This is a genomic window from Vibrio sp. 10N.247.311.13, assembly GCF_041467595.1.
GTDB lineage: Bacteria > Pseudomonadota > Gammaproteobacteria > Enterobacterales > Vibrionaceae > Vibrio > Vibrio crassostreae_C.
In genome coordinates this window covers 46,663-72,414 of sequence record NZ_JBFSUX010000021.1, presented here as the reverse complement: position 1 = coordinate 72,414, position 25,752 = coordinate 46,663, and the positions used below count along the sequence as shown (strand labels likewise).

The 25,752-nt window shown below is 45.3% G+C and carries 22 protein-coding genes; 14 read left to right on the top strand and 8 right to left on the bottom strand.

Features of this window, described 5'->3' with window-relative positions; all coding sequences use genetic code 11:
• The first annotated feature begins 285 nt into the window (after positions 1–285).
• The 8 genes from secE to rpoC all read left to right on the top strand — a co-directional run bounded on the left by secE (position 286) and on the right by rpoC (position 12,305).
• The gene (gene secE / locus AB6E52_RS11395; protein ID WP_010435558.1) at positions 286–663 is read left to right on the top strand and encodes a preprotein translocase subunit SecE; all 378 of its coding nucleotides are present in this window, start codon (positions 286–288) and stop codon (positions 661–663) included.
• 13 nt (positions 664–676) lie between these two features.
• Positions 677–1,225, top strand: coding sequence for a transcription termination/antitermination protein NusG (gene nusG / locus AB6E52_RS11390; protein WP_010435556.1), 549 nt, complete (start codon positions 677–679; stop codon positions 1,223–1,225).
• Between the two features lie 212 nt (positions 1,226–1,437).
• On the top strand, positions 1,438–1,866 hold the full coding sequence (gene rplK / locus AB6E52_RS11385) for a 50S ribosomal protein L11 (RefSeq protein WP_010435555.1): 429 nt from the start codon (positions 1,438–1,440) through the stop codon (positions 1,864–1,866).
• Positions 1,867–1,870: 4 nt separating this feature from the next.
• A complete protein-coding gene (gene rplA / locus AB6E52_RS11380) occupies positions 1,871–2,575 on the top strand; it encodes a 50S ribosomal protein L1 (RefSeq protein ID WP_017060523.1) in 705 nt (234 codons plus the stop codon).
• A 250-nt stretch (positions 2,576–2,825) separates the two neighbouring features.
• On the top strand, positions 2,826–3,320 hold the full coding sequence (rplJ, locus tag AB6E52_RS11375) for a 50S ribosomal protein L10 (RefSeq protein ID WP_010435550.1): 495 nt from the start codon (positions 2,826–2,828) through the stop codon (positions 3,318–3,320).
• Positions 3,321–3,377: 57 nt separating this feature from the next.
• Positions 3,378–3,746, top strand: coding sequence for a 50S ribosomal protein L7/L12 (gene rplL, locus AB6E52_RS11370; RefSeq protein WP_017631516.1), 369 nt, complete (start codon positions 3,378–3,380; stop codon positions 3,744–3,746).
• Positions 3,747–3,981: 235 nt separating this feature from the next.
• Positions 3,982–8,010 (top strand): DNA-directed RNA polymerase subunit beta, encoded by a 4,029-nt coding sequence (gene rpoB, locus AB6E52_RS11365; protein WP_017060526.1) that lies wholly within the window; start codon positions 3,982–3,984, stop codon positions 8,008–8,010.
• A 92-nt stretch (positions 8,011–8,102) separates the two neighbouring features.
• Complete coding sequence (gene rpoC, locus AB6E52_RS11360; RefSeq protein WP_017060527.1) at positions 8,103–12,305, top strand: DNA-directed RNA polymerase subunit beta'; 4,203 nt, start codon at positions 8,103–8,105, stop codon at positions 12,303–12,305.
• Positions 12,306–12,635: 330 nt separating this feature from the next.
• On the opposite strand, the gene AB6E52_RS11355 is transcribed toward rpoC, so the two are convergent.
• On the bottom strand, positions 12,636–13,133 hold the full coding sequence (locus tag AB6E52_RS11355; RefSeq protein WP_032546263.1) for an Rsd/AlgQ family anti-sigma factor: 498 nt from the start codon (positions 13,131–13,133) through the stop codon (positions 12,636–12,638).
• 165 nt (positions 13,134–13,298) lie between these two features.
• Here AB6E52_RS11355 and nudC point away from each other — a divergent pair, with 165 nt between their 5' ends.
• Positions 13,299–14,108, top strand: a complete 810-nt coding sequence (gene nudC / locus AB6E52_RS11350; protein WP_017060529.1) for an NAD(+) diphosphatase — start codon at positions 13,299–13,301, stop codon at positions 14,106–14,108.
• A gap of 299 nt (positions 14,109–14,407) precedes the next feature.
• A complete protein-coding gene (gene hemE, locus AB6E52_RS11345) occupies positions 14,408–15,475 on the top strand; it encodes a uroporphyrinogen decarboxylase (protein ID WP_017060530.1) in 1,068 nt (355 codons plus the stop codon).
• A gap of 103 nt (positions 15,476–15,578) precedes the next feature.
• On the opposite strand, the gene AB6E52_RS11340 is transcribed toward hemE, so the two are convergent.
• The gene (locus tag AB6E52_RS11340) at positions 15,579–16,172 is read right to left on the bottom strand and encodes a uracil-DNA glycosylase family protein (RefSeq protein ID WP_102320313.1); all 594 of its coding nucleotides are present in this window, start codon (positions 16,170–16,172) and stop codon (positions 15,579–15,581) included.
• Positions 16,172–17,098, bottom strand: a complete 927-nt coding sequence (locus AB6E52_RS11335) for a D-2-hydroxyacid dehydrogenase (RefSeq protein ID WP_102320312.1) — start codon at positions 17,096–17,098, stop codon at positions 16,172–16,174. The genes AB6E52_RS11340 and AB6E52_RS11335 overlap by 1 nt, the downstream gene beginning before the upstream one ends.
• A gap of 71 nt (positions 17,099–17,169) precedes the next feature.
• Here AB6E52_RS11335 and AB6E52_RS11330 point away from each other — a divergent pair, with 71 nt between their 5' ends.
• Entirely contained in the window at positions 17,170–17,757 is a 588-nt protein-coding gene (locus AB6E52_RS11330) for a YjaG family protein (RefSeq protein WP_017062699.1), read from the top strand.
• Between the two features lie 104 nt (positions 17,758–17,861).
• Here the strand turns inward: AB6E52_RS11330 and AB6E52_RS11325 are convergent, their stop codons facing one another.
• Complete coding sequence (locus tag AB6E52_RS11325) at positions 17,862–19,013, bottom strand: CNNM domain-containing protein (RefSeq protein WP_017062700.1); 1,152 nt, start codon at positions 19,011–19,013, stop codon at positions 17,862–17,864.
• Between the two features lie 270 nt (positions 19,014–19,283).
• Here AB6E52_RS11325 and hupA point away from each other — a divergent pair, with 270 nt between their 5' ends.
• Complete coding sequence (gene hupA, locus AB6E52_RS11320; RefSeq protein ID WP_004729753.1) at positions 19,284–19,556, top strand: nucleoid-associated protein HU-alpha; 273 nt, start codon at positions 19,284–19,286, stop codon at positions 19,554–19,556.
• Between the two features lie 47 nt (positions 19,557–19,603).
• On the top strand, positions 19,604–20,302 hold the full coding sequence (locus AB6E52_RS11315; protein WP_017063655.1) for a DUF1481 domain-containing protein: 699 nt from the start codon (positions 19,604–19,606) through the stop codon (positions 20,300–20,302).
• A gap of 181 nt (positions 20,303–20,483) precedes the next feature.
• Here AB6E52_RS11315 and purD read toward each other — a convergent pair whose 3' ends face one another.
• Both purD and purH read right to left on the bottom strand, forming a co-directional pair.
• Positions 20,484–21,773, bottom strand: a complete 1,290-nt coding sequence (gene purD, locus AB6E52_RS11310; protein ID WP_017062702.1) for a phosphoribosylamine--glycine ligase — start codon at positions 21,771–21,773, stop codon at positions 20,484–20,486.
• Between the two features lie 133 nt (positions 21,774–21,906).
• Positions 21,907–23,514, bottom strand: a complete 1,608-nt coding sequence (gene purH, locus AB6E52_RS11305) for a bifunctional phosphoribosylaminoimidazolecarboxamide formyltransferase/IMP cyclohydrolase (RefSeq protein WP_017062703.1) — start codon at positions 23,512–23,514, stop codon at positions 21,907–21,909.
• A 325-nt stretch (positions 23,515–23,839) separates the two neighbouring features.
• On the opposite strand from purH, the gene zntR reads away from it, so the two are divergent.
• Positions 23,840–24,280 (top strand): Zn(2+)-responsive transcriptional regulator, encoded by a 441-nt coding sequence (gene zntR / locus AB6E52_RS11300; protein ID WP_017062704.1) that lies wholly within the window; start codon positions 23,840–23,842, stop codon positions 24,278–24,280.
• A gap of 88 nt (positions 24,281–24,368) precedes the next feature.
• Here the strand turns inward: zntR and fis are convergent, their stop codons facing one another.
• Both fis and dusB read right to left on the bottom strand, forming a co-directional pair.
• Positions 24,369–24,665 (bottom strand): DNA-binding transcriptional regulator Fis, encoded by a 297-nt coding sequence (gene fis / locus AB6E52_RS11295; RefSeq protein WP_004729744.1) that lies wholly within the window; start codon positions 24,663–24,665, stop codon positions 24,369–24,371.
• Between the two features lie 23 nt (positions 24,666–24,688).
• On the bottom strand, positions 24,689–25,657 hold the full coding sequence (gene dusB, locus AB6E52_RS11290) for a tRNA dihydrouridine synthase DusB (protein ID WP_032546269.1): 969 nt from the start codon (positions 25,655–25,657) through the stop codon (positions 24,689–24,691).
• Positions 25,658–25,752 lie beyond the last annotated feature (95 nt).

The window sequence follows — 25,752 nt, the reverse complement described above, 5'->3', positions numbered from 1 at the left end:
TCGCAATCCGCGAAGGTGGCCGTACAGTTGGTGCTGGTGTTGTAGCTAAAATCTTTGCATAAGATTTGACGAACCACTAGTAAAAAGGGCATCATTTGATGCCCTTTTTCTGCGCTAAAAAAAGAGTTGGATGTTTTGACATCGATTTTTGCTCTTAGCAAAGAATTAAACGGTCTTTTTGACTAAAATGACTGTTAGATGTGTTGTTTTGCAACGCAAAGGAATGTGCCCTGCAACAGCGGGGTTATTGTCGTCTATATTTAAGACTTATCACAGGTTGGTTTTATGAAAGCAAACGCTGAAACTCCTGATAGCTCAGGTGCAGCAGATACAATGAAGTGGATTGTCGCTTTTGTTCTGTTGGCTGCTGCTGTTGTGGGTAATTACCTGTATGGTGAATTGTCTGTTGTAATTCGCGCTGCAGGTGTAGTTGTGCTGATTGCTGCCGCACTAGGCGTTGCAGCAACAACAACTAAAGGTAAAGCTGCGATCGATTTTGCAAAAGAATCTCGTATGGAGATTCGTAAAGTTGTTTGGCCTACTCGCCAAGAAACTATGCAAACTACATTGATCGTTTTAGCTGTATGTATTGTTATGTCTCTAGTGCTTTGGGGAATTGACGGCATTATGGTCCGTCTAGTTTCTCTAGCAACTGGGGTGTAGAGGGTTCTGATTCATGAGTGAAGCTCCAAAAAAACGTTGGTATGTAGTTCAAGCCTTTTCTGGCTTTGAAGGTCGTGTTGCACAGTCGCTACGCGAGCATATTAAAATGCACAACATGGAAGAACTATTTGGCGATGTGCTAGTACCTACTGAAGAAGTAGTGGAAATGCGTGCAGGCCAACGCCGTAAAAGTGAACGTAAATTCTTCCCTGGCTACGTATTAGTTCAAATGATCATGAATGATGAATCATGGCACTTAGTACGCAGCATTCCGCGTGTTATGGGCTTCATTGGTGGTACCTCTGATCGTCCTGCACCAATCACTGATAAAGAAGCTGATGCTATCTTGAACCGTCTAGAGAAAGCGAGCGAGTCTCCACGTCCTAAGACAATGTTCGAAGCGGGTGAAGTGGTTCGTGTGAACGATGGTCCATTTGCTGACTTCAACGGTACTGTTGAAGAAGTAGATTACGAGAAAAGCCGCATTAAGGTATCTGTATCGATCTTTGGTCGTGCAACACCGGTTGAGCTTGAATTTGGTCAGGTTGAAAAACTGGACTAAAACTCTAAGCTTTGAACAAGCTGTGGATAAATACTTCGTAAGTTGTTCAAAATAAAAGAGTATAAAAAATCACCTTTTTAGGGTTGTTAAAGGCGCGAATTATGATTATAATTTCGCGCCTTTTTGCTTCTGTGGAAGTAAAAAAGAGTTAATTGAATTTATGGGGAGCTCGCCTGCGGCTAGCGCATGTACCCAAAATATTAGGAAATATCATGGCTAAGAAAGTTGAAGCTTATATCAAACTGCAAGTTGCAGCTGGTATGGCAAACCCAAGTCCACCGGTTGGTCCTGCTCTAGGTCAACACGGCGTGAACATCATGGAATTCTGTAAAGCGTTCAACGCAAAAACAGAATCTGTTGAGAAAGGTCTACCTACTCCAGTAGTTATTACTGTTTACAACGACCGTTCTTTCACGTTCGTAACTAAGACTCCACCTGCTGCTGTTCTTCTTAAGAAAGCTGCTGGCGTTAAGTCTGGTTCAGGTCGTCCAAACACTGAGAAAGTTGGTACTGTTACTGACGCTCAAGTTCAGGAAATCGCAGAAACTAAAGCTGCTGATATGACTGGTGCTGACATCGAAGCAATGAAACGTTCTATTGCTGGTACTGCTCGTTCAATGGGCCTAGTGGTAGAGGGATAAGATCATGGCTAAACTTACTAAGCGTATGCGCGTAATCCGCGACAAAGTTGACTCAACTAAAGAATACGAAATCAGCGAAGCTGTTGCTCTTCTTAAAGAACTAGCGACTGCTAAATTCGTTGAATCTGTAGATGTTGCTGTTAACCTAGGCATCGATGCTCGTAAATCTGACCAAAACGTTCGTGGCGCAACAGTGCTACCTCACGGTACTGGCCGTGACATCCGCGTTGCTGTTTTCACTCAAGGTGCAAACGCAGAAGCTGCTAAAGCTGCTGGCGCAGATATCGTTGGTATGGAAGATCTTGCTGAGCAAGTGAAAAAAGGCGAAATGAACTTCGACGTAGTTGTTGCTTCTCCAGATGCAATGCGTGTTGTTGGTCAACTAGGTACAATCCTAGGTCCACGCGGCCTTATGCCAAACCCTAAAGTTGGTACTGTAACTCCTAACGTTGCTGAAGCGGTTAAGAACGCTAAAGCTGGTCAGGTTCGTTACCGTAACGACAAGAACGGCATCATCCACACTACTATCGGTAAAGCATCTTTCGAAGCTAGCCAGCTTCAAGAGAACCTAGAAGCTCTTCTAGTTGCTCTTAAGAAAGCTAAGCCTTCTTCAGCTAAGGGTTCTTACCTGAAGAAAGTAAGCATCTCTACTACGATGGGTGCTGGTGTTGCTGTTGATCAAGCTAGTCTTGACACTCAAGCAAACTAATTTGCTTAGGCGCAGATTTAGTGTATACTTCTGCGCCTAATATTTGTGGTTGGGTGGTTTTAAAGCAATTTGAAATCATCTATCCCAAGACCGTAGGCGCTGTCGATTTTCATTAGATTATTGATAGCTTAATAAAACCTACGTAGGCGATGTTGTGGTTTGAAATGAATTTATTCATTTTTAAATAACATCGTAAACGCTCATTACATTTTGTATTGAGTGCTGTAATCACAACCAGAGGTTAATCCAAATGGCTTTAAATCTTCAAGACAAAAAAGCAATTGTTGCTGAAGTCAACGAAGCTGCCAGTGGTGCACTTTCTGCAGTTGTAGCTGATTCTCGTGGCGTTGAAGTTGGCGCAATGACTTCTCTACGTAAACAAGCTCGCGAAGCGGGTGTTTACATGAAAGTTGTTCGTAACACACTAGCACGCCGTGCGGTTCAGGGTACAGACTACGAGTGTCTAGTAGACACTTTCACTGGTCCAACTCTGATCGCATTCTCTAATGAGCACCCAGGTGCTGCAGCGCGTCTTTTCAAAGACTTCGCTAAAGAGAATAAAGATTTCGAGATCAAAGCTGCTGCATTTGAAGGCGCAGTTACTGATGCTGAAGTACTAGCGACACTACCAACTTACGACGAAGCTATCGCACGCCTAATGATGTGCATGAAAGAAGCTTCTGCTGGCAAGCTGGTTCGTACTATCGCTGCTGTTCGCGACCAAAAAGAAGAAGCTGCGGCATAAGCCTTGCTTTTCACTGGTTGCTATTTAAACTTATTGTTGACTTAAAAGAGAATTGTTATGTCTATTACTAACGAGCAAATCCTAGACGCAGTTGCAGAAATGTCTGTAATGCAAGTTGTTGAGCTTATCGAAGCTATGGAAGAGAAATTCGGCGTTACTGCAGCTGCTGCTGTTGTAGCTGGTGGCGCAGCTGGCGGCGACGCTGCAGCTGAGCAAACTGAATTCGACGTTATCCTAACTGCTGCTGGCGCTAACAAAGTACAAGTTATCAAAGCTGTACGTGGCGCAACTGGCCTAGGTCTTAAAGAAGCTAAAGGTCTTGTAGACTCAGCTCCTGCAGCGCTTAAAGAAGGCGTTGACAAAGCTGAAGCTGAAGCTCTTAAAGCACAGCTAGAAGAAGCTGGCGCTTCTGTTGAAATCAAGTAATTATTACTTAATTTCTTAGCCGCAAGGCTAATGGCTGGTGGTTTATTAACCACCGGCCTTTTTGCGCTGTAGGGCTATGACGAATTTTCCGCTGTTTAACCGTCATAATCCGAGCAAAAAAACAGTCATTTTTTCGAAATGATTGTTCACTACAGTAAACAGCTGTTTGTCACCGCCCCCTCTTGAAGAGTGTTTTGGGTGGTTTGGGTCACTTATCAGCGAGCTGAGGAACCCCATGGTTTACTCTTATACCGAGAAAAAGCGCATCCGTAAGGATTTTGGTACTCGTCCACAAGTTTTGGACATTCCATACCTGTTATCGATCCAGCTTGATTCTTTCGACAAATTCATCGAACAGGATCCAGAAGGTCAATACGGTCTTGAAGCTGCTTTCCGTTCTGTATTTCCAATTCAGAGCTACAACGGCAATTCTGAGCTGCAATACGTTAGCTACCGTCTTGGTGAGCCAGTTTTTGACGTTAAAGAATGTCAAATCCGCGGTGTTACTTACTCAAAGCCACTACGCGTAAAACTACGTCTAGTTATCTTTGATCGAGATGCACCAGCAGGTACTGTAAAAGACATTAAAGAACAAGAAGTCTACATGGGCGAAATTCCGCTTATGACAGACAATGGTACTTTCGTAATTAATGGTACCGAGAGGGTTATCGTATCCCAGCTGCACCGAAGCCCAGGCGTGTTCTTCGACAGTGATAAGGGTAAGACCCACTCATCAGGTAAAGTTCTTTATAACGCACGTGTAATTCCTTACCGTGGCTCATGGTTAGACTTTGAGTTCGATCCTAAGGATAACTTATTCGTACGTATCGACCGTCGTCGTAAGCTACCAGCATCGATTATTCTTCGTGCACTTGGTAAGTCGACTGAAGAGATCCTAGATCTGTTCTTCGACAAAGTGAACTTCGAAGTTAAAGACCAAACTCTTCTTATGGAGTTGGTTCCTGATCGTCTACGTGGTGAAACTGCGTCATTCGACATCGAAGCAAACGGCAAAACTTACGTTGAGACTGGTCGTCGTGTTACTGCTCGTCATATCCGTCAACTTGAAAAAGATGGCGTTGAGCACATCGAAGTACCAGTAGAGTACATCGTTGGTAAAGTTGCATCTAAAGATTACATCAATGAAGCAACTGGCGAGATCATCGTTGGCGCGAACCAAGAGATTAGCCTAGAAGCACTTGCTAACCTGTCTCAAGCAGGTCACAAGGCTCTACAAACTCTGTTCACGAATGACCTAGATCACGGTCCATTCATGTCAGACACTCTACGTGCAGATAGCACAGTAGATCGCATCTCTGCATTGGTAGAAATCTACCGCATGATGCGTCCTGGCGAGCCACCAACGAAAGAAGCTGCAGAGTCTCTATTCGAAAGCCTATTCTTCTCTGAAGAACGTTACGACCTATCAACTGTAGGCCGTATGAAGTTCAACAGCTCTATCGAGCGTGAAGAAGAAGAAGAGCGCGGTACTCTGGATGAATCAGACATCATCGAAGTGATGAAGAAACTGATTGGTATCCGTAACGGTATTGGTGAAGTGGACGATATCGACCACCTTGGCAACCGTCGTATCCGTTCTGTAGGTGAAATGGCAGAAAACCAATTCCGTGTTGGTCTAGTTCGTGTAGAACGTGCCGTTAAAGAGCGCCTAAGCCTTGGTGACCTTGATGCAATCATGCCTCAAGATCTTATCAACGCTAAGCCGATCTCTGCTGCAGTTAAAGAATTCTTTGGCTCTTCACAGCTTTCACAGTTCATGGACCAAAACAACCCATTGTCAGAAGTTACGCACAAACGTCGTATCTCTGCTTTAGGTCCTGGTGGTCTTACTCGTGAGCGCGCAGGCTTCGAAGTACGTGACGTTCACGTAACTCACTACGGTCGTCTATGTCCGATCGAAACGCCTGAAGGTCCAAACATCGGTCTAATTAACTCACTATCTGCGTTTGCACGTTGTAACGATTACGGTTTCCTAGAAACTCCGTACCGTCGTGTAGTAGATGGTGTAGTAACAGAAGAAGTTGATTACCTGTCTGCAATCCAGGAAGGTCAATTCGTAATCGCGCAAGCAAACACCATTCTTACTGAAGAAGGTACGTTTGCAGATGAGCTAATCACAGCTCGTCAAAAAGGTGAATCTGGTCTTCACCCACGCGATCACGTTGACTACATGGACGTTGCGACAAACCAAGTAGTATCTATCGCTGCTTCGCTTATCCCGTTCCTAGAACACGATGATGCGAACCGTGCATTGATGGGTGCCAACATGCAACGTCAAGCTGTACCAACACTTAAGGCTGATAAGCCTCTAGTAGGTACTGGTATCGAACGTAACATCGCAGTTGACTCTGGTGTTACAGCGGTTGCTAAACGTGGTGGTCAAGTTCAGTCTGTAGACGCTTCTCGTATCGTAGTTAAGGTTAACGAAGATGAATTGGTACCTGGCGAAGCTGGTATCGATATCTACAACCTAACTAAGTACACGCGTTCGAACCAAAACACATGTATTAACCAACGTCCAACTGTACTTCCTGGTGAACCAGTTGCACGTGGCGATGTTCTTGCTGATGGTCCTTCAACAGACCTTGGTGAACTAGCTCTTGGCCAAAACATGCGTATCGCATTCATGCCTTGGAACGGTTACAACTTCGAAGACTCGATCTTAGTATCTGAGCGCGTAGTTCAAGAAGACCGTTTCACGACAATCCACATCCAAGAACTATCTTGTGTGGCTCGTGATACTAAGCTGGGTTCTGAAGAGATCACAGCTGATATTCCAAACGTAGGTGAGTCTGCTCTGTCTAAACTAGACGAGTCAGGTATCGTTTACATTGGTGCTGAAGTTAAGGGTGGCGACATCCTAGTTGGTAAAGTAACCCCTAAAGGTGAAACTCAACTGACTCCTGAAGAGAAGCTACTACGTGCTATCTTCGGTGAGAAAGCATCTGATGTTAAAGATACTTCTCTACGTGTACCAAACTCTGTTTCGGGTACTATCATCGATGTACAAGTCTTCACTCGCGATGGCGTAGAGAAAGACAAGCGTGCACTTGAAATCGAACAGATGCAGCTTAAAGAAGCTAAGAAAGACCTAACTGAAGAGTTCCAAATTCTTGAGGGTGGCCTTCTTAACCGTGTTAAAGCTGTACTTCTGTCTGGTGGTTACTCTGAAGCTAAGCTTGATACTATCGGTCGTAAGCAATGGCTAGAGCAAGTTCTAGAAGACGATGCGCTACAAACACAGCTTGAGCAACTTGCTGAGCAGTGGGATGAGCTAAAAGCAGACTTCGATAAGAAGTTTGAAACTAAACGTCGTAAAATCACTCAAGGTGATGATCTAGCGCCTGGCGTTCTTAAGATTGTTAAAGTTTACCTAGCGGTTAAACGTCGTATCCAGCCTGGTGATAAGATGGCCGGTCGTCACGGTAACAAAGGTGTAATCTCTAAGATTAACCCTGTTGAAGACATGCCATACGATGAGAAAGGTCAGCCTGTAGACATCGTACTTAACCCGCTGGGTGTACCATCGCGTATGAACATCGGTCAGATCCTAGAAGTTCACTTAGGTTTGGCTGCGAAAGGTATCGGTGACAAGATCAACCAAATGGTTAAGGAACAACAAGAACTGCATAAGTTCCGTGAGTTCCTACAGAAGGTTTACGATCTTGGTGATACTCGTCAGAAAGTTGATATTGCTGAACTGTCTGATGATCAAGTTCGTACACTGATCAAGAACCTACGTGGCGGTCTACCGATTGCTACTCCTGTGTTCGACGGTGCTTCTGAGTCTCTAATCAAAGAACTACTTAAACTGGGTGATCTGCCAGAATCTGGTCAGCTTAAACTGTTTGATGGTCGTACTGGTGATTCGTTTGAGCGTCCTGTAACTGTTGGTTACATGTACATGCTGAAACTGAACCACTTGGTTGATGACAAGATGCATGCTCGTTCAACTGGTTCTTACAGCCTAGTAACTCAGCAACCACTTGGTGGTAAAGCTCAGTTCGGTGGTCAGCGTTTCGGTGAGATGGAAGTATGGGCACTAGAAGCATACGGTGCTGCATATACTCTACAAGAAATGCTAACAGTTAAGTCAGATGACGTTAACGGCCGTACTAAGATGTATAAGAACATCGTAGACGGTAACCATAGCATGGAACCTGGTATGCCTGAGTCGTTCAACGTACTGTTGAAAGAGATTCGCTCGCTAGGTATCAACATCGAGCTAGAAGACGAAGAGTAATCCCTCCTTCTTTTTAAAAGAAGATAGGATTATTTGGTAAAAGGGAGCTTGCTACAGCAGTGAGCTCCTTTAACTCCTTACAGGAGCTGAATGTGAAAGACTTATTAAACTTTCTAAAAGCACAGCATAAGACCGAAGAATTTGATGCAATCAAAATCGGTCTATCTTCACCAGACATGATCCGTTCATGGTCTTTTGGTGAAGTTAAAAAGCCGGAAACAATTAACTATCGTACGTTCAAACCTGAACGTGATGGTCTGTTCTGTGCACGTATTTTTGGTCCAGTTAAAGACTACGAATGTCTTTGTGGCAAATACAAGCGCCTGAAGCACCGTGGTGTTATCTGTGAGAAGTGTGGCGTTGAAGTTACACAAACTAAAGTTCGTCGTGACCGCATGGGCCACATCGAGCTAGCTTCACCAGTTGCTCACATCTGGTTCCTAAAATCACTGCCGTCTCGTATCGGTCTACTAATGGATATCCCTCTACGTGATATCGAACGTGTTCTTTACTTCGAGATGTACGTAGTAACTGAACCAGGTATGACTGATCTAGAAAAATCTCAGATGCTTACTGAAGAAGAGTATCTGGATCGTCTAGAAGAGTGGGGTGACGAATTTACTGCTAAGATGGGTGCTGAAGCGATCAAAGATCTGCTTGCAACAATGGACCTTCATCAAGAAGTGGAAGAAATGCGCGAAGAGTTAGAAACGACTAACTCAGAAACTAAGCGTAAAAAAGTTACTAAGCGCCTGAAGCTAGTTGAAGCGTTCATTGCATCGGGTAACGATCCGCAATGGATGATTCTGACTGTACTTCCGGTTCTGCCGCCAGATCTACGTCCTCTAGTACCACTAGATGGCGGTCGTTTTGCGACTTCAGATCTGAACGACCTTTACCGTCGTGTGATCAACCGTAACAACCGTTTGAAGCGCCTTCTAGAGCTAGCTGCTCCGGACATCATCGTACGTAACGAAAAGCGTATGCTGCAAGAGTCTGTTGATGCACTTCTAGATAACGGTCGTCGTGGTCGTGCTATCACTGGTTCTAACAAGCGTCCTCTGAAATCTCTTGCTGATATGATCAAGGGTAAACAAGGTCGTTTCCGTCAGAACCTTCTAGGTAAACGTGTAGACTACTCTGGCCGTTCTGTAATCACAGTAGGTCCATACCTTCGTCTACATCAGTGTGGTCTTCCTAAGAAGATGGCACTTGAGCTATTTAAGCCGTTCATCTACAGCAAGCTAGAAACTCGTGGCATGGCTACGACAATCAAAGCTGCTAAGAAGATGGTAGAGCGCGAAGAAGCTATCGTTTGGGATATCCTGGACGAAGTAATCCGCGAACACCCAGTACTGCTTAACCGTGCACCTACACTTCACCGTCTAGGTATCCAAGCGTTTGAACCAGTACTAATCGAAGGTAAAGCGATTCAGCTTCACCCACTAGTGTGTGCGGCATACAACGCCGACTTCGATGGTGACCAAATGGCGGTCCACGTGCCTCTAACTCTAGAAGCACAGCTTGAAGCACGTACACTGATGATGTCGACGAATAACATTCTGTCGCCAGCGTCAGGTGATCCGATCATCGTACCTTCTCAGGACGTTGTATTGGGTCTTTACTACATGACACGTGACAAGATCAACGTGAAAGGCGAAGGTATGTACCTTGCTGGCCCTGCTGAGGCTGAAAAGGCATACCGTACTAAGACTGCTGAGCTACACGCTCGCGTTAAAGTACGTATCACCGAAACTGTAGTAGACGAAGATGGTAACAGCACTACTGAAACGAAGATGGTTGATACAACTGTCGGCCGTGCAATGCTATGGCAAATCGTTCCAGCTGGCCTACCGTACAGCATCGTTAACCAAAAGTTAGGTAAGAAGCAGATCTCTACTCTTCTTAACGAGTGTTACCGTAAGCTTGGTCTAAAAGATACAGTAGTATTTGCTGACCAAATCATGTACGCAGGTTTTGCATACGCTGCACTTTCTGGTGTTTCTGTAGGTATCGACGATATGGTTGTACCTCAAGCGAAATACGATGAAATTGAATCTGCTGAAGAAGAAGTTCGCGAAATCCAAGAGCAATTCCAATCTGGTCTTGTTACTGCGGGTGAGCGTTACAACAAAGTTATCGATATCTGGGCATCTACGAATGACCGCGTTGCGAAAGCAATGATGGATAACCTATCTTCTGAAACAGTTATCAACCGTGACGGCGAAGAAGAACAGCAAGAATCGTTCAACAGCATCTACATGATGGCCGACTCGGGCGCACGTGGTTCTGCAGCTCAGATTCGTCAGCTAGCAGGTATGCGTGGTCTGATGGCGCGTCCAGATGGTTCAATCATCGAAACGCCGATCACAGCGAACTTTAAAGAAGGTCTAAACGTCCTTCAGTACTTTATCTCAACGCACGGTGCTCGTAAGGGTCTTGCGGATACAGCACTGAAAACAGCAAACTCGGGTTACCTAACTCGTCGTCTAGTAGACGTTGCTCAAGACGTTGTAGTACACGAACATGACTGTGGCACGCATGAAGGTATCGACATGATGCCTCACATCGAAGGTGGTGACGTTAAAGTTGCACTTTCTGAGCTTGCTCTAGGTCGTGTAGTAGCTGAAGACGTTCTTAAGCCTGGTACTGAAGATGTACTGATTCCACGTAATACTCTGATTGATGAGAAGTGGTGTCAAATCATGGAAGACAACTCAGTAGATAGCATGAAAGTGCGCTCTGTTGTTACCTGTGATGCAGACTTCGGTTGTTGTGCACAGTGTTACGGTCGTGACCTAGCACGTGGTCACCTAGTGAACCAAGGTGAAGCAGTTGGTGTTATCGCTGCACAATCTATCGGTGAACCGGGTACACAGCTAACGATGCGTACGTTCCACATCGGTGGTGCGGCATCTACTGCAGCAGCAGAGAACAGCATCCAAGCTAAGACAACTGGTACTGTGAAACTTCACAATGCTAAGTTCGTAGTTAACAAAGATAAGAAACTGGTTATCACTTCTCGTGCATCTGAGATGACGATTATTGATGAATTCGGCCGTACTAAAGAGAAGCACAAACTTCCTTACGGTTCGATGCTAACCAAAGGCGACAACGCAGCAGTTACTGCTGGTGAAGTTGTAGCTAACTGGGAAGCGCATACCATGCCAATCATCACTGAAGTGGCAGGTCGTATCCAATTCGTAGATATGATCGATGGTATTACAGTTTCTCGTCAAACTGACGATCTAACGGGTCTTTCTTCAAGTGAAGTTACAGACGCAGCAGCTCGCCCAGCAGCAGGTAAAGATATGCGTCCAGCTATCAAACTTGTTGATGAGCAAGGTAACGACGTAATGATCCCTGGTACTGATATGCCAGCTCACTACTTCCTACCTGGCAAAGCGATTGTAAACATCGAAGATGGCGCTGAAGTTGGCATCGGTGACACACTATCTCGTATCCCTCAAAAATCGAGCGGAAACAAAGATATCACCGGTGGTCTACCACGCGTAGCTGACCTATTCGAAGCTCGTAAGCCTAAAGAGCCTGCGATCCTTGCTGAGCACACAGGTACTGTGTCTTTCGGTAAAGAAACGAAAGGTAAGCGTCGTCTAGTAATCACTCGTGAAGGCGGTGACGCTTACGAAGAGATGATTCCTAAGCATCGTCAATTGAACGTGTTCGAAGGTGAGAAGATTGAACGTGGTGATGTAATCGCCGACGGTCCTGAAACTCCACACGATATCCTGCGTCTACGTGGTATCCACGCAGTAACTCAGTACATCGCGAACGAAGTTCAAGAAGTTTACCGCTTACAAGGCGTAAAGATTAACGATAAGCACATCGAGACTATCGTTCGTCAAATGCTACGTAAGTGTACAATCACTCATTCTGGTGACTCTCCGTTCCTACCTGGCGAACAAGTTGAGTACCACAATGTTAAGATTGCTAACCGTAAGCTAGAAGCTGAAGGTAAAGAACTAGTACGTTTCGAACGTGATCTACTAGGTATTACTAAAGCATCTCTTGCAACTGAGTCATTCATCTCAGCTGCATCGTTCCAAGAAACGACTCGCGTACTAACAGAAGCTGCGGTTTCTGGTAAGCGTGATGACCTTCGCGGTCTGAAAGAGAACGTAATTGTTGGTCGTCTGATCCCAGCTGGTACTGGTTTCGCATACCACCAAGAGCGTCAAAAACAACGTGAAGAAGAGCAAGAAGGTCCTTCAGCTGAACAAGCTACTGACAATCTAGCAGCACTTCTAAACGCTGGTTTCTCTTCAGAAGAGTAAGCTCTACGAGTAGTCTCTAAGAGATAAGAAAAAGGCACCTTCGGGTGCCTTTTTTGTATCTGGCGTATTGGTATTTAGCTATGACTTATAAAGTGATAGGTGTTCTTATCTAGCTGGTGAGGTTGGATTTATGTCCTGAAGAGTGCTCTTTGAGGCCAGTAAGATAAAGGGTAGAGATGACTAGGCTGATTAGGGCTGTAACCATATGCTTATGGCTAAAGGTCAGGGCGAGCGAGTAAGCTCTGTCTGAAAGGTTCTGGGTAGTTTGGATAACCTTACAGACAAAACAAAAAGCTTGCACAGAGGCAAGCTTATTAAGGATTCGGCTAACTAAGCGCCTGGTGGAATCGCTAAACTGTCTGCAATAAGCTGGATAAGATTATCTTCTACTTCAAAACGTAGTTCGAGTAGTTCACCTACTTTGGACATATCTCCTTCGAAGTTAGGCAACTCATCGTCTGCATTTACTTTAACGTACTTATCATTGAATTCTAGAAGCGGCTCGGTTGTAAGTACGATCTTCGCGTAAGTTGTATCAATCTCGTCATTGGTTTTAAAGCCTGTTGCTTGCCATTTTTTCATGACCATATCGTAGATCTTAAAATGACCCTCTGAGATATAATCGACAACATGATCACAGAATGAGCTTATTTCTTTAGGGGAAGGGAGTTCAACAACGTTTGATTGCCCGTTGCTAGCTGGCTGCAAGGCACCTAGCTTACAATACTCAACGATTAGAGACTGTCGAGTTTCGAGCCAATGATCGATGACCTCATTAGAGCCACCCCATTGTTCTTGTATTTGTTTGAATTTATTTAGCATGACCATGTCCTCATGATCTGATCACAACCTTGTGATCAAGTAATTGCCTAAGCAGGGTCCGTTTTATTGGTAGCTACTAAAAGTAATAGCTTGAAATATTCTCTGCTACAACTCTAGTATGAAATTAGATTGCCAGTAAAATGAACGAACTGCAAGCAATGAGGCATAGGGATGTTAAAAAAAAGTGATAACAAAATGACAGAGCAAGCTTATTGGTGCGTCGTTTCTGGTAGTGATATTTGGGTTAATAATGATCAGTTTCCGTTTGGCTCTGCTGAAGAGCTTGGGCTGAGTGTGGAGCATGCAATCTGTATTGGTCAGCATCAAGGTCGCAAGGTGTATTGGCTCAACGATTGTGATGTGGAGAATGAGCTGAGCATGGTCAGCCTAAGAGAGTTACTGCACTGGCCTGAAGTGAGTTTCTTGACTGCAAGCAAAGCCATCCAATATGGGCATATGACTCAAAGTATGCGTTTTTGCCCTCAGTGTGGTGGTCGAAATCATCTCAACCATAACCAGGTGGCGATGCAGTGTGGAGATTGCCGCACACTTCATTATCCTCGTATCTTCCCGTGCATCATTGTCGCTGTACGAAACGACAACAAGATATTGCTTGCGCAGCACCCAAGACATAAGACAGGTATGTATACCGTGATAGCGGGCTTCCTAGAGGTCGGAGAGACCTTAGAGCAGTGTGTGGCAAGAGAAGTCAAAGAAGAAACGGGTATCGATGTCGATAATATTCGTTATTTTGGCAGCCAGCCATGGGCGTTTCCATCGAGTATGATGATGGGCTTTCTCGCAGATTATGCTGGTGGTACGCTCAAGCCTGACTACAGCGAGCTATCGGATGCTCAATGGTTTGACGTAACAAGCCTGCCTGATGTTGCTCCTGTTGGAACCATTGCGAGACAGTTGATTGAGAAAACCGTTGATGACGTGATGAAAGATGGTGTGACTGAGCAGATACTAGAGCACTAATTTGCCTGTGATAGTATTTGGCCTATGGGTGATCAAAAGCTAAAAAAAACCCTCCACAAGTGGAGGGGGTAAGTAAGATGTCGTTATGAGATGCTGAGTAGTGACTACTCAGATGTTATAATTGTAATTTTCGCTAGCGAACAAATTTTTAACATGCTCCCGTAATTGGGTGCAAATTAAGCATTGATTTAAAAGTTAATAACTTGATCTAGGTTGCAAAGCACACAGCTTTTACCCTTCAATCAGTGTTAGAATACTTGCCATCAAAACTAGACAAGATTGAATTGGAATTTAACGGAATGACCGAATTAAAAAACGATCGCTATTTACGCGCACTTTTAAAACAGCCTGTTGATTACACACCGGTATGGATGATGCGCCAAGCTGGCCGCTATCTTCCTGAGTACAAAGCAACGCGCGCTGAAGCGGGCGATTTCATGTCTTTGTGCAAAAACGCTGAACTGGCATCAGAAGTAACACTTCAACCTTTACGTCGTTTCCCGCTTGATGCGGCAATCTTGTTCTCAGACATCCTAACTATCCCTGATGCAATGGGCTTAGGTTTGTACTTTGAAACAGGTGAAGGTCCTAAGTTTGAGCGTCCTATCACGTGTAAAGCTGACGTAGAGAAGATTGGCCTACCAGATCCAGAAGGTGAGCTTCAATACGTAATGAATGCCGTTCGTCAGATCCGTAAAGACCTGAAAGGCGAAGTGCCACTGATTGGTTTCTCTGGTAGCCCATGGACTCTAGCGACATACATGGTTGAAGGTGGAAGCTCTAAAGCATTCACTAAGATCAAGAAGATGATGTACGCAGAACCACAAACGCTGCACCTGCTTCTAGATAAGCTGGCTGACAGTGTTATCGAATACCTGAACGCGCAAATTAAAGCGGGTGCTCAATCGGTAATGGTATTTGATACATGGGGTGGTGTACTGACTCCTCGTGACTACAACCTATTCTCACTGCAATACATGCACAAAATCGTTGATGGCCTAATCCGTGAAAACGAAGGTCGTCGAGTACCGGTTACTCTGTTCACTAAGAACGGTGGCATGTGGCTTGAGTCTATCGCAGCAACAGGTTGTGATGCGGTTGGTCTAGACTGGACTATCAACATCGCAGATGCAAAAGCTCGCATCGGCGACAAAGTTGCTCTGCAAGGTAACATGGATCCTTCAATGCTTTACGCTCAGCCTGAACGTATTCGCGAAGAAGTGGGCAGCATCCTTGAAGGCTTCGGCGACGGTGGTACCGGTCATGTATTTAACCTAGGCCACGGTATCCACTTAGATGTACCGCCAGAGAACGCTGGTGTATTCGTTGACGCTGTTCACGAATTGTCTAAGCCTTACCACAAGTAATTCTGAGTAAGATTATTGAAAGCGCTGTTGGGAAACCAACAGCGCTTTTTTATTGCCTGAAATTGGCATTTGATGGCGGTTTAATCTTGTTGTGTGCAGTTAATTAGGTATTTGGATCATGGTAGGCCAAATGCTCAGAGATGTGTTTCCTGATATAAGGAATGACTTCACTTTCAAACCAAGGGTTCTTCTTGAGCCAGATATTATTGCGTGGCGAAGGGTGGGGTAATGGCAAAAACTCAGGCGCCCACCTTTGCCAATCACGCACGGTTTCGGTCAATGTGCTGGTGGTTTTGTTTGTTAGGTAATGGTTTTGTGCGTACTGGCCAATCAGCAGTGTCATTTGAATATTGGGTAGAGATTGCAGCACTTTGTTGTGCCAAAGCCCCGCGCACTCTTTGCGTGGTGGGAGATCGCCACTTTTCCCTTTCCCCGGATAACAAAACCCCATAGGCACAATCGCGACTTTTTGCTCGTCGTAAAAAGTATCGCTATCTACCCCTAACCATTCTCTTAGTCGTTCACCACTGGCGTCATTCCAAGGTATCGACGACTCATGCACCTTGATACCCGGCGCTTGGCCTATGATCAGCAAGCGCGCGTTTGGATGCGCTTGAATCACCGGGTTGGCACCGTGTGATAGGTGAGGCTCACAAGCTCGGCATTGTCGAATCTCTTTAAGTAACGAAGAGGACATCAGTAACCTTTATCAAAATCGATGACATGATTAAGTGTAAAGCCATCTCGCCACTGTTTGTAATTCTCTGCGAAGATCTCGACTACTTGTCTTGGCTCACTGAGTGCAGCGATGTGTGGAGTGATGGTGACTTGCGGTAGTTTCCAGAAAGGATGTTCCTGAGAGAGGGGTTCACTTTCAAACACATCTAAAAATGCGTGTTCTACCCATCTGTTTTTTATGGCGAGCAACAAGGCTTTATTGTCGATGCTTTCCCCTCGACCGACATTAAACAGCAACACATTAGAGCAGTAACCTAACGTGGTTTGGTTCAACAGCTGATAGGTTTCAGCGGTTGATGGCAAGGTGTTGACCACAATATCGGTCTGCTTAAGGGCAGCCTCTATCTCATTGATGTGGAAAGTCTCTTTAAAGGTTTCTTGTTTGGATGGGATGCCGGTACGGTTGACACCTATGGTATGAATACCAAAAGCCGCCGCGGTTTTTGCCAAATGACTGCCGATTGAACCTGTTCCTAAAATCACCATAGTTTTGTCAGTTAGGCTAGTATAAAGCTGTGGCTGCCAGTTTCGTTGTTGTTGATGCTGGTGGTAATGAGGGAAGTGTCTACAGTGACTGATTGTGTAACCCAATACGTATTCTGCGATAGCCGGACCAAAGATGCCTTTGACGTTGGTTAGCGTATAGTCCTGACGCAGATCTGGCTGAGTGAGTTTATTGATTCCGGCATAGGTACTCTGTACCCAGTCTAGCTCTTTAAACTCGCCGAGGCGCTCTGCGATTAGAGGTGGTGACGCCAAGACAATCTGTGCTGATTTGGGGTTTTGAGTGATTTCTAGGTCGGGTAAATCCTGGTTTAGAATCAGTTGCGTATAGGTATCGTCATGCTCAGTAAGAATATAGAGCTTATTCGTAAAATTGTTCATCGGCTTACCTTTTCCCCCCAGGGTTTATCAAGTACACTTTCGCTGTCTTTTTCTGCAATTATTGAGTGACTATGCTTCAGAATCCACTGCAGGTTCGTCTTGAAAAGTTAGAACCTTGGCAACAAATTACCTTTATGGCGTGTCTATGTGAGCGTATGTACCCTAACTATGCCATGTTTTGTGAGAATACAGAATTTGCGGAAGCTCGAATCTATCGTGATGTTTTGGATAGCATTTGGGAAATCCTGACGGTTAAAACAGCAAAGGTGAACTTTGAGCGTCAACTTGAGAAGGTTGAAGAGCTATTCCCTAGCGGTGATGATTTTGATTTTTATGGTGTTTACCCAGCAATGGACGCATGCCAAGGCCTAGCAACGCTAATTCATGGTCTGCTTGACCGTGAACATATGTTGGAAGCGGTAATTAAAGTGAGTCAACAATCGGTGAAGACGGTTGCTGAGCTTGAGTTTGCTCAAGGCGCTGAAGAAGTGACGAACGAAAACCAGAAAGAAAACGAAGCGGTGTGTGAAGAGTGGGACGTTCAGTGGGCCATTTTCCGACCTCTACGTGAAACGACTGAGCGTGACTTAGAGCTGATCAAAGACCTACGCCACGAACTGCGTGAAGACCCAGTCAGTAACATTGGTGTTGCGCTATAATTCGCAATTGCACCAAGGTACGAATAAAAACAAAGGCTCCCTAGGGAGCCTTTGTTGTATCTGACGGTATCAAATTTAGATTAAGCGTCTTTTTTGTCTTCGTTCTACACTTTGTCTTTTGATGCCTTATCTTTTGATGCGTCGTCGTCATTCGTTGATTTTGCATCTGAAGAGTCGTTGTCTGCTGGAGTTTCTTCCTCGTCCTCGTCATCGCGGTTTTCGATAACACCGTGTGTCTCTTTCCACTTCTCCCAGCGTTGGAACGCCAGTTCTTGCATATCAGTCGTCTTATCCGCTTCATCGACAATCTCTTCGCCCACTAGGTGCTCAAAGATGTCTTCTAGGGTGATGATGCCCTGAATAGTGCCGTATTCGTCCACAACTAAAGACAGTTGCAGGCGGTTTGCCATCATCTGGTCAAAGGCCTTAGCCAAGCCCATGTTGTTCAGCAACACGTGGATAGGGCGCATTACTTCACCCAAAGCTTTCTCACCACAACCGGCTTGCTGCAATCTAAACAGCTCTAAGCGGTGAACAAAACCGATGATGTTGTCACTCTGCTCGCTGTAAACCAGCGGACGTGAGAATGGCGTGTCTTTATGTTGTTCTAGGAACGTATTCACACTCATTTCCGCATCAACACGGAATACCACTGGGCGCGGCGTCATTACCTGAGTCACGGGTACATCTTGAATACCCAGTAGGTTGCTCAGGATTTTTGACTCGCCTTCTGCAAATTCACCGCTCTCTTTTGCCAAAATCGCCATTGCAGATAACTCATCACGCATTTTTGGTGCTTGGTGGCCACGAGCAAGACGTTTGGTGATCTGTTCTGAGAACCATACAAACGGTGTTAGGAAGAACACCATCCAACGAAGCACGCTTGCCGAAGCAGGAGCAAGTTGACGCCAGTAGGTTGCACCAATGGTCTTTGGAACAATCTCAGATAATACCAAGATACCTAGCGTTAGCACGGCAGAGAAGACACCTAACCATTGGCTACCAAAAACGACAGCCGCTTGTGCACCTGCTGTCGCAGCACCGATAGTATGGGCGATGGTGTTGAGCGTTAAAATTGACGCAAGCGGGCGGTCAATATCTGTTTTCAGTTTGTCTAAAGACTCTGCTGCAGGGTGCCCATTTTGTTTTAGTTGAGCAATGTAGCTCGGACTAATACTCAAAAGTACAGCTTCCAAAACAGAACAAATGAAAGAAACTCCAATAGCAATGGAGACGTAAATAGATAGCAGCAGCATGTTTGCCCTTAAATTAAATTGTACGCTTTAGCAGCGATTCAGCGTGGATTATAGTGAAAAAGTAGTGGCTAGGTCATCATTAATTTTGCTCTCAGCCCCTTTTAAACAAGGGCTTGCTTAATAAAATCAGTAACAAATTGTGAGTTATTACTCATATTATGGCTAAAACTACGGCATTAGAGCTAAAGATCGACGACAAACCTTTGCCAGATGGGGCATTTATGTTTTAGAGTGAATTGAATTCAAAAATACAAAGAAGGGAAACCTAAAATGAACAAGACTCAATTAATCGACTTTATTGCTGAAAAAGCGGACCTTTCTAAAGCACAAGCTAAAGCTGCTCTAGAAGCGACTCTTGGCGGTGTTACAGATGCTCTTAAAGATGGCGATCAAGTTCAGCTAATTGGTTTTGGTACTTTTAAAGTAAACCACCGTGCAGCTCGCACTGGTCGTAACCCAAAAACTGGTGATGAGATCCAAATCGCTGCTGCAAATGTTCCAGCATTTGTTGCAGGTAAAGCGCTGAAAGATTCAGTGAAATAATCTAAACTGTACCGAGGTAGTCGTATTCCACCTCGGTACAGGTTTTTATGAAAAAAGCATTTCTTCTCGTTTCACTATTATCTACATTTCTTATTGGCTGTTCTTCAACAAGCCCTCGCAAAAACCTAGAGCAATTTGAAACTCACACTGGCGGCCAAGTCATGGGCGACGCGACGAGTTTCTACTGGGTTACAAACAAGCTAACACAACCTCATACTTCAGCTGACTACGTCACTGTCGGCGATTACGGCTGGTACCAAACTGATTATGCTTGGTCAGAAGGCGTGCTTCGTGAATTCATTCGTGAAGGCGAGCAGCGTAACTCTTCTAATGAGCTGGTTCCCTATCGAGTCCATGTGCGTTTCAATAAGTCAGGCGAAGCTGTGTATCAACAGTATCGTATTGATAGCAAAATCTTACCTATCCAAGCCAAGCAGCTTGAAAACTATCAGAAAGAAGCGACGTCGGTTCTAGAGACCACAACGAAGCAGCATGATGAAGGGCTTAGGCTGATTCAGGGTTACTGGAATGGCAGCTCTTTTAAAACGTGCGCTGGTGGTGAGTTTGATCGCATTGAATTTAACCAGACCTTGCCAGGCTTCGTGATTGACCGATTGGCGTCTGTGGAAAGCTATGCGGCGTTTCTTGGCAGTGATTCACTGGGTAAGATGAGCGTGGAAGAGTTACTGATGCTGGCTGAAGACAGCCATGATTGTGTCGTTAGGCCATCATTGTTGAAAGAATAGCGAGTAATCAAAGGATTGAGAGTATTTGGCCTACTGTAGGCCAAGTGCCTATTTGTCTGTACAAATACAGATTCTTGTGTAAATGAGATAATAAAAGGCGCCTATTGAGGCGCCTTTTTCTGTTATTCACTTGCTGTCATTTGCTTACTGTTATTGGAAAGTAAGCGAGCAACAAGATTGTTTACTGCTCTTGTTCGCGCGCAATCGCACGGTAACCAATATCATTGCGGTGGAACATACCATTCCAGCTAACTTGCTTCGTCAACGCGTAAGCGCGCTCTTGAGCCTCAGAAACCGTATTGCCCAGTGCTGTTGCACAAAGTACACGACCGCCGTTTGTCACAACGTCGCCAGCTTCATTATTTGTCGTACCCGCGTGGAAAACCTTTTGGCCTTCAACTTCGCTTGTTGGTAGTGAAATAACGTCACCTTTTGCGTAGTCAGCAGGGTAACCGCCAGCCGCAAGAACAACACCGATAGAAGCGCGTGGATCCCACTTCGATTCTGCTTCGTCGAGCTTCTCGTCGATAGCCATTAGGCAAAGTTCAACAAGGTCTGACTCCATACGCATCATGATAGGTTGCGTTTCAGGGTCGCCAAAGCGGCAGTTGTATTCGATAACTTTAGGTGTGCCGTCAGCATCGATCATTAGGCCAGCGTAAAGGAAACCTGTGTAAGGTGCGCCTTCTGCGTCCATACCACGTACCGTTGGGTAGATAACTTCCTCAAGGATACGGTTGTGGATTTCTGGAGTTACAACCGGCGCAGGAGAGTAAGCACCCATGCCGCCCGTGTTTGGCCCAGTGTCTTTGTCGCCAACACGTTTGTGATCTTGGCTGGTGGCCATAGGAAGCACGCTAGAGCCGTCAACCATTACGATGAAGCTTGCTTCTTCGCCTTCGAGGAACTCTTCGATAACAACGCGGCTGCCTGCTTCGCCAAAGGCGTTGCCCGCTAGCATGTCTTTGATTGCGTCTTCTGCTTCTTCAAGGGTCATCGCAACGATAACGCCTTTACCTGCCGCAAGACCGTCAGCTTTCACTACGATAGGAGCGCCTTGCTCGCGAACGTAAGCGATAGCTGGCTCAATCTCAGTGAAGTTTGAGTAGTAACCTGTTGGGATATCATGACGAGCTAGGAAGTCTTTAGTGAATGCTTTAGAGCCTTCAAGCTGTGCTGCAGCTTGAGTAGGGCCGAAGATTGGCAAACCTACTTCGCGGAATGCATCAACCACACCGATAACCAATGGTGCTTCAGGGCCCACGATAGTCAGTTCGATTTTTTTATCTTGAGCAAACGCGACTAAACCAGCGATGTCTTCAACGCCGATGTTTACGTTCTCTAGTTTTGGCTCAAGTGCAGTACCTGCGTTACCTGGAGCGATGAATACTGTTTCAACGTTTGGGTTTTGTGCTGCTTTCCAACCTAGTGCATGCTCACGACCGCCAGCACCAATAATCAATACATTCATGTTTTAAACCTTCAATCAAAATTGATAGTAGTAGAACTAAAAAATGTCTGAGCAACACTAAATGATAGTGTTGCTCATCTCGGAGCGCAGCGTTCTCGTTTCCCGTAGCGAAGCGCTCTCGTATCTTTTCTTTCTAGTGGCGGAAGTGACGCATGCCCGTAAAGATCATCGCCATGCCGTGTTCGTCTGCTGCTGCGATAACTTCGTCATCACGCATAGAGCCGCCCGGTTGGATAACACACTTGATGCCAGCCTCTGCAGCCGCATCGATACCGTCACGGAATGGGAAGAATGCATCTGATGCCATCACACAGCCTTCAACCTGTAGACCTTCGTCTGCAGCTTTGATGCCTGCGATTTTCGCAGAGTAAACGCGGCTCATTTGGCCAGCGCCAACACCAATTGTCATGTCGCCTTTCGAGTAAACGATAGCGTTAGATTTAACGTATTTCGCTACTTTCCAGCAGAATAGAGCATCTTTCAATTCTTCAGCTGTAGGTTGGCGCTTAGAAACCACTTTAAGGTCATCTTCAGACACCATGCCTTGGTCGCGGTCTTGAACTAGCAAACCACCGTTAACGCGTTTAACGTCAAAGCCAGTTGTCTTCGTTGTCCACTCACCACACTCAAGTAGGCGAAGGTTTTTCTTAGCCGCTACGATTGCTACTGCTTCAGCAGAAACTGATGGTGCAATGATAACTTCAACGAATTGACGCTCAGTGATAGCCGTTGCTGTTGCAGCGTCTAGCTCACGGTTGAAAGCGATGATGCCGCCAAATGCAGAAGTTGGGTCTGTTTTGAATGCACGGTCGTAAGCTTCTAGGATGTCTTCACCTAGTGCAACACCACATGGGTTAGCGTGCTTAACGATCACACATGCTGGCTGGTCGAACTCTTTCACACACTCAAGTGCTGCGTCGGTGTCAGCGATGTTGTTGTAAGAAAGGGCTTTACCTTGAATCTGGCGAGCTGTAGAAACTGATGCTTCTTCAGGGTTTGCTTCAACGTAGAATGCGGCTGCCTGGTGGCTGTTCTCACCGTAGCGCATGTCTTGCTTTTTCTCGAACTGTTGGTTGAACGTGCGAGGGAATTTGCTCTTGTTTTCAGGAGAAGGTTCGTCACCTTCTTTGTTCTCACCGTAAGATGGAACCATAGTGCCGAAGTAGTTTGCGATCATGCCGTCGTAAGAAGCGGTGTGCTCGAATGCTGCGATAGCGAGGTCGAAGCGAGTCTCTAGTGTTAGAGATTTATCGTTCGTGTCCATTTCAGCGACAACGCGCTCGTAGTCGTGTGCGTTAACAACGATCGTTACGTCTTTGTGGTTTTTCGCTGCAGAGCGAACCATTGTAGGGCCGCCGATGTCGATGTTCTCAACAGCATCAGCAAGGGTACAACCTTCTTTAGCAACGGTTTCTGCGAATGGGTATAGGTTTACAACAACCATATCGATAGGGTTGATACCGTGAGTTTCCATCACGTCATCATCTTGGCCACGACGGCCTAGAACACCACCATGAACTTTTGGGTGCAGAGTCTTAACACGGCCATCCATCATTTCTGGGAAACCAGTGTAGTCAGATACTTCTGTAACAGAGATGCCTTTTTCAGCAAGCAGGCGAGCAGTGCCACCGGTAGATAGGATATCTACACCACGGTTAGCAAGAGCTTGTGCAAATTCAACGATACCAGTTTTGTCTGATACGCTGATTAGAGCGCGGCGAATTGGACGAGCGTTATTCATGCTTCCATCTTCCTCAAATTCATGGGGTTAAAATAAAGATATTTGCCAAAAAAGAACTTGTTTCTATCTTCTTAGCGTGGATTATCTTAGATACCAGTAAGAGATAAAATATTGGCCAGTTTTGGTAAAGACCTTTTGGGTTAGTCTTATGATTAAGCTATAAGATAACCAACTCCAAATTTGATGGCGCAGATTCTAACTAATTTATTACAAAAAAGCTCGCGCAATCGTTTGGCATCTCAAAATTAATTATGAAAAGTGCCATTTCAGCCTGAAAAGTAACGATAAGGTTAATTGTGGAATGGACGAAACAGTAGGAAAAAACATGTTTCAGATCGGTGAATTAGCGAAGCGATGCGGTGTGACAGCCGATACCTTGCGATTTTATGAGAAGAATAACCTGATCGCGCCAGCCAGTCGCAGTGACTCGGGTTATCGCCTATATGATGAAAATAACCAGAAACAGGTGACGTTTATTCTCAAATCTAAAGCGTTGGGGCTGAGTTTGGACGAGATTAAAGAATTGCTTGAGATTCGCCTCGAGGCCACACAGCACAGTTGCGCTGAAGTGAAGTCGATTACCTCAGCAAAATTAGAGATGATTGATGAGAAGATCACTGAGTTAACTAAGATTCGCACCGCACTTAAGAAGATTAATGATGCGTGTTGCGGCCACGTAGACGACGATGCAAGCCATTGTTCGATTCTGGCAGCCTTGGATTCCGCAAACGTCGACAAAGGGCGCTGTTGTCGCACTGGAGAGTAATCAGCCACTATCACGGATCGACAAGCCAAAAAAAAGCCAAACTCAACAATGAGCTTGGCTTTCAATTCAATAAATTACGAAAGAACGATTAGTTCATGCCGTATTTTTTAAGTTTCTTGCGAAGAGTACCGCGGTTAATACCCATCATGGTTGCTGCGCGAGTTTGGTTACCGCGAGTGTACTGCATGATAGTGTCTAGTAGTGGCTGTTCAACTTCAGCTAATACTAATTCGTATAACTCGCTGACTTCTTGACCGTTTAATTGAGCAAGGTAATTTTTCAATGATGCTTTAACTGAGTCACGTAGTGGCTTCTGCGTGATTTGGTCTTGTGATGTAACTGTAGTTACTGTCAATGCTTCTGAAGTCAGATTTTGTTCGAACATATTCGGTCTAGCTCTTCTCGTAATTATGGTGCAACGTTATCAAAAAAACCTTCTAGCGCTTCAAGCTGCAGATCACCTGCTTCGAATGCGTTGAAGGTACGGCGAAACTCACTCGCTTGTTCATGTTCTTTTAGATACCAACCCACATGCTTACGAGCGATGCGAGGGCCTAAAAACTCTCCATAAAATTCATGTAGAGCGTGCACATGACCAAGCATGATGTCTTTCACTTCCGAAATCGGGAGTGGGTCCATCGTGGTGCCGTTTTCCAAATAGTGTAGGATTTCGTTAAAAATCCAAGGACGTCCTTGGGCAGGTCGACCTATCATTAAAGCATCAGCGCCGGTGTACTCCAGCACAAACTTCGCTTTTTCCGGACTATCGATATCACCGTTAGCGATAACCGGAATAGATACTGCTTGTTTCGCTGCTTTAATGTGTTTGTATTCTGCCTCACCTTTGTACATACAAGCGCGAGTTCTTCCATGGAGCGCAAGAGCTTGTATGCCGCAGTCTTCGGCTATTTTCGCGATTTGGACACAGTTTCTATTGTCTGTATCCCAGCCTGTGCGCGTTTTCAACGTTACTGGAACGTCGACAGCATTTACCACCGCTTTCAGAATGTCTTCAATGAGTTCTGGATGCTGCAGTAAGGCTGAGCCCGCAAGCTTCTTATTCACTTTTTTGGCTGGACAACCCATGTTGATATCGATGATTTGCGCACCGTTATCGACATTAAATTGAGCAGCCTCGGCCATAAGCTGTGGATCTGCACCAGCGATTTGTACTGAACGAATGCCCGATTCGCCTTCATGTACCATACGCTGCTGAGACTTTGACGTTTTCCAAACTTTCGGATTGGAGGACATCATTTCACTGACTGCCATCCCCGCCCCGTAGCGAAGACACAACTCACGGAATGGTCTATCCGTTACGCCAGCCATAGGAGCGACGATTAGATTGTTCTTAAGTTGATAATTTCCGATTTTCAAAAATGTCATCACAGTTCTGTACCAGCAAGGGCGCGCATTTTACGCATTTTTTCGCTGCGTGAAAAGACTAATATTTGAGCATTTACAATTTGTTT

Excerpts from the sequence above, each read along its gene's own strand:
- secE (WP_010435558.1), top strand. The coding sequence starts at position 286 with ATGAAAGCAAACGCTGAAACTCCTGATAGCTCAGGTGCAGCAGATACA.
- nusG (WP_010435556.1), top strand. The coding sequence starts at position 677 with ATGAGTGAAGCTCCAAAAAAACGTTGGTATGTAGTTCAAGCCTTTTCT.
- rplK (WP_010435555.1), top strand. The coding sequence starts at position 1,438 with ATGGCTAAGAAAGTTGAAGCTTATATCAAACTGCAAGTTGCAGCTGGT.
- rplA (WP_017060523.1), top strand. The coding sequence starts at position 1,871 with ATGGCTAAACTTACTAAGCGTATGCGCGTAATCCGCGACAAAGTTGAC.
- rplJ (WP_010435550.1), top strand. The coding sequence starts at position 2,826 with ATGGCTTTAAATCTTCAAGACAAAAAAGCAATTGTTGCTGAAGTCAAC.
- rplL (WP_017631516.1), top strand. The coding sequence starts at position 3,378 with ATGTCTATTACTAACGAGCAAATCCTAGACGCAGTTGCAGAAATGTCT.
- rpoB (WP_017060526.1), top strand. The coding sequence starts at position 3,982 with ATGGTTTACTCTTATACCGAGAAAAAGCGCATCCGTAAGGATTTTGGT.
- AB6E52_RS11355 (WP_032546263.1), bottom strand. The coding sequence starts at position 13,133 with ATGGTCATGCTAAATAAATTCAAACAAATACAAGAACAATGGGGTGGC.
- nudC (WP_017060529.1), top strand. The coding sequence starts at position 13,299 with ATGTTAAAAAAAAGTGATAACAAAATGACAGAGCAAGCTTATTGGTGC.
- hemE (WP_017060530.1), top strand. The coding sequence starts at position 14,408 with ATGACCGAATTAAAAAACGATCGCTATTTACGCGCACTTTTAAAACAG.
- AB6E52_RS11340 (WP_102320313.1), bottom strand. The coding sequence starts at position 16,172 with ATGTCCTCTTCGTTACTTAAAGAGATTCGACAATGCCGAGCTTGTGAG.
- AB6E52_RS11335 (WP_102320312.1), bottom strand. The coding sequence starts at position 17,098 with ATGAACAATTTTACGAATAAGCTCTATATTCTTACTGAGCATGACGAT.
- AB6E52_RS11330 (WP_017062699.1), top strand. The coding sequence starts at position 17,170 with ATGCTTCAGAATCCACTGCAGGTTCGTCTTGAAAAGTTAGAACCTTGG.
- AB6E52_RS11325 (WP_017062700.1), bottom strand. The coding sequence starts at position 19,013 with ATGCTGCTGCTATCTATTTACGTCTCCATTGCTATTGGAGTTTCTTTC.
- hupA (WP_004729753.1), top strand. The coding sequence starts at position 19,284 with ATGAACAAGACTCAATTAATCGACTTTATTGCTGAAAAAGCGGACCTT.
- AB6E52_RS11315 (WP_017063655.1), top strand. The coding sequence starts at position 19,604 with ATGAAAAAAGCATTTCTTCTCGTTTCACTATTATCTACATTTCTTATT.
- purD (WP_017062702.1), bottom strand. The coding sequence starts at position 21,773 with ATGAATGTATTGATTATTGGTGCTGGCGGTCGTGAGCATGCACTAGGT.
- purH (WP_017062703.1), bottom strand. The coding sequence starts at position 23,514 with ATGAATAACGCTCGTCCAATTCGCCGCGCTCTAATCAGCGTATCAGAC.
- zntR (WP_017062704.1), top strand. The coding sequence starts at position 23,840 with ATGTTTCAGATCGGTGAATTAGCGAAGCGATGCGGTGTGACAGCCGAT.
- fis (WP_004729744.1), bottom strand. The coding sequence starts at position 24,665 with ATGTTCGAACAAAATCTGACTTCAGAAGCATTGACAGTAACTACAGTT.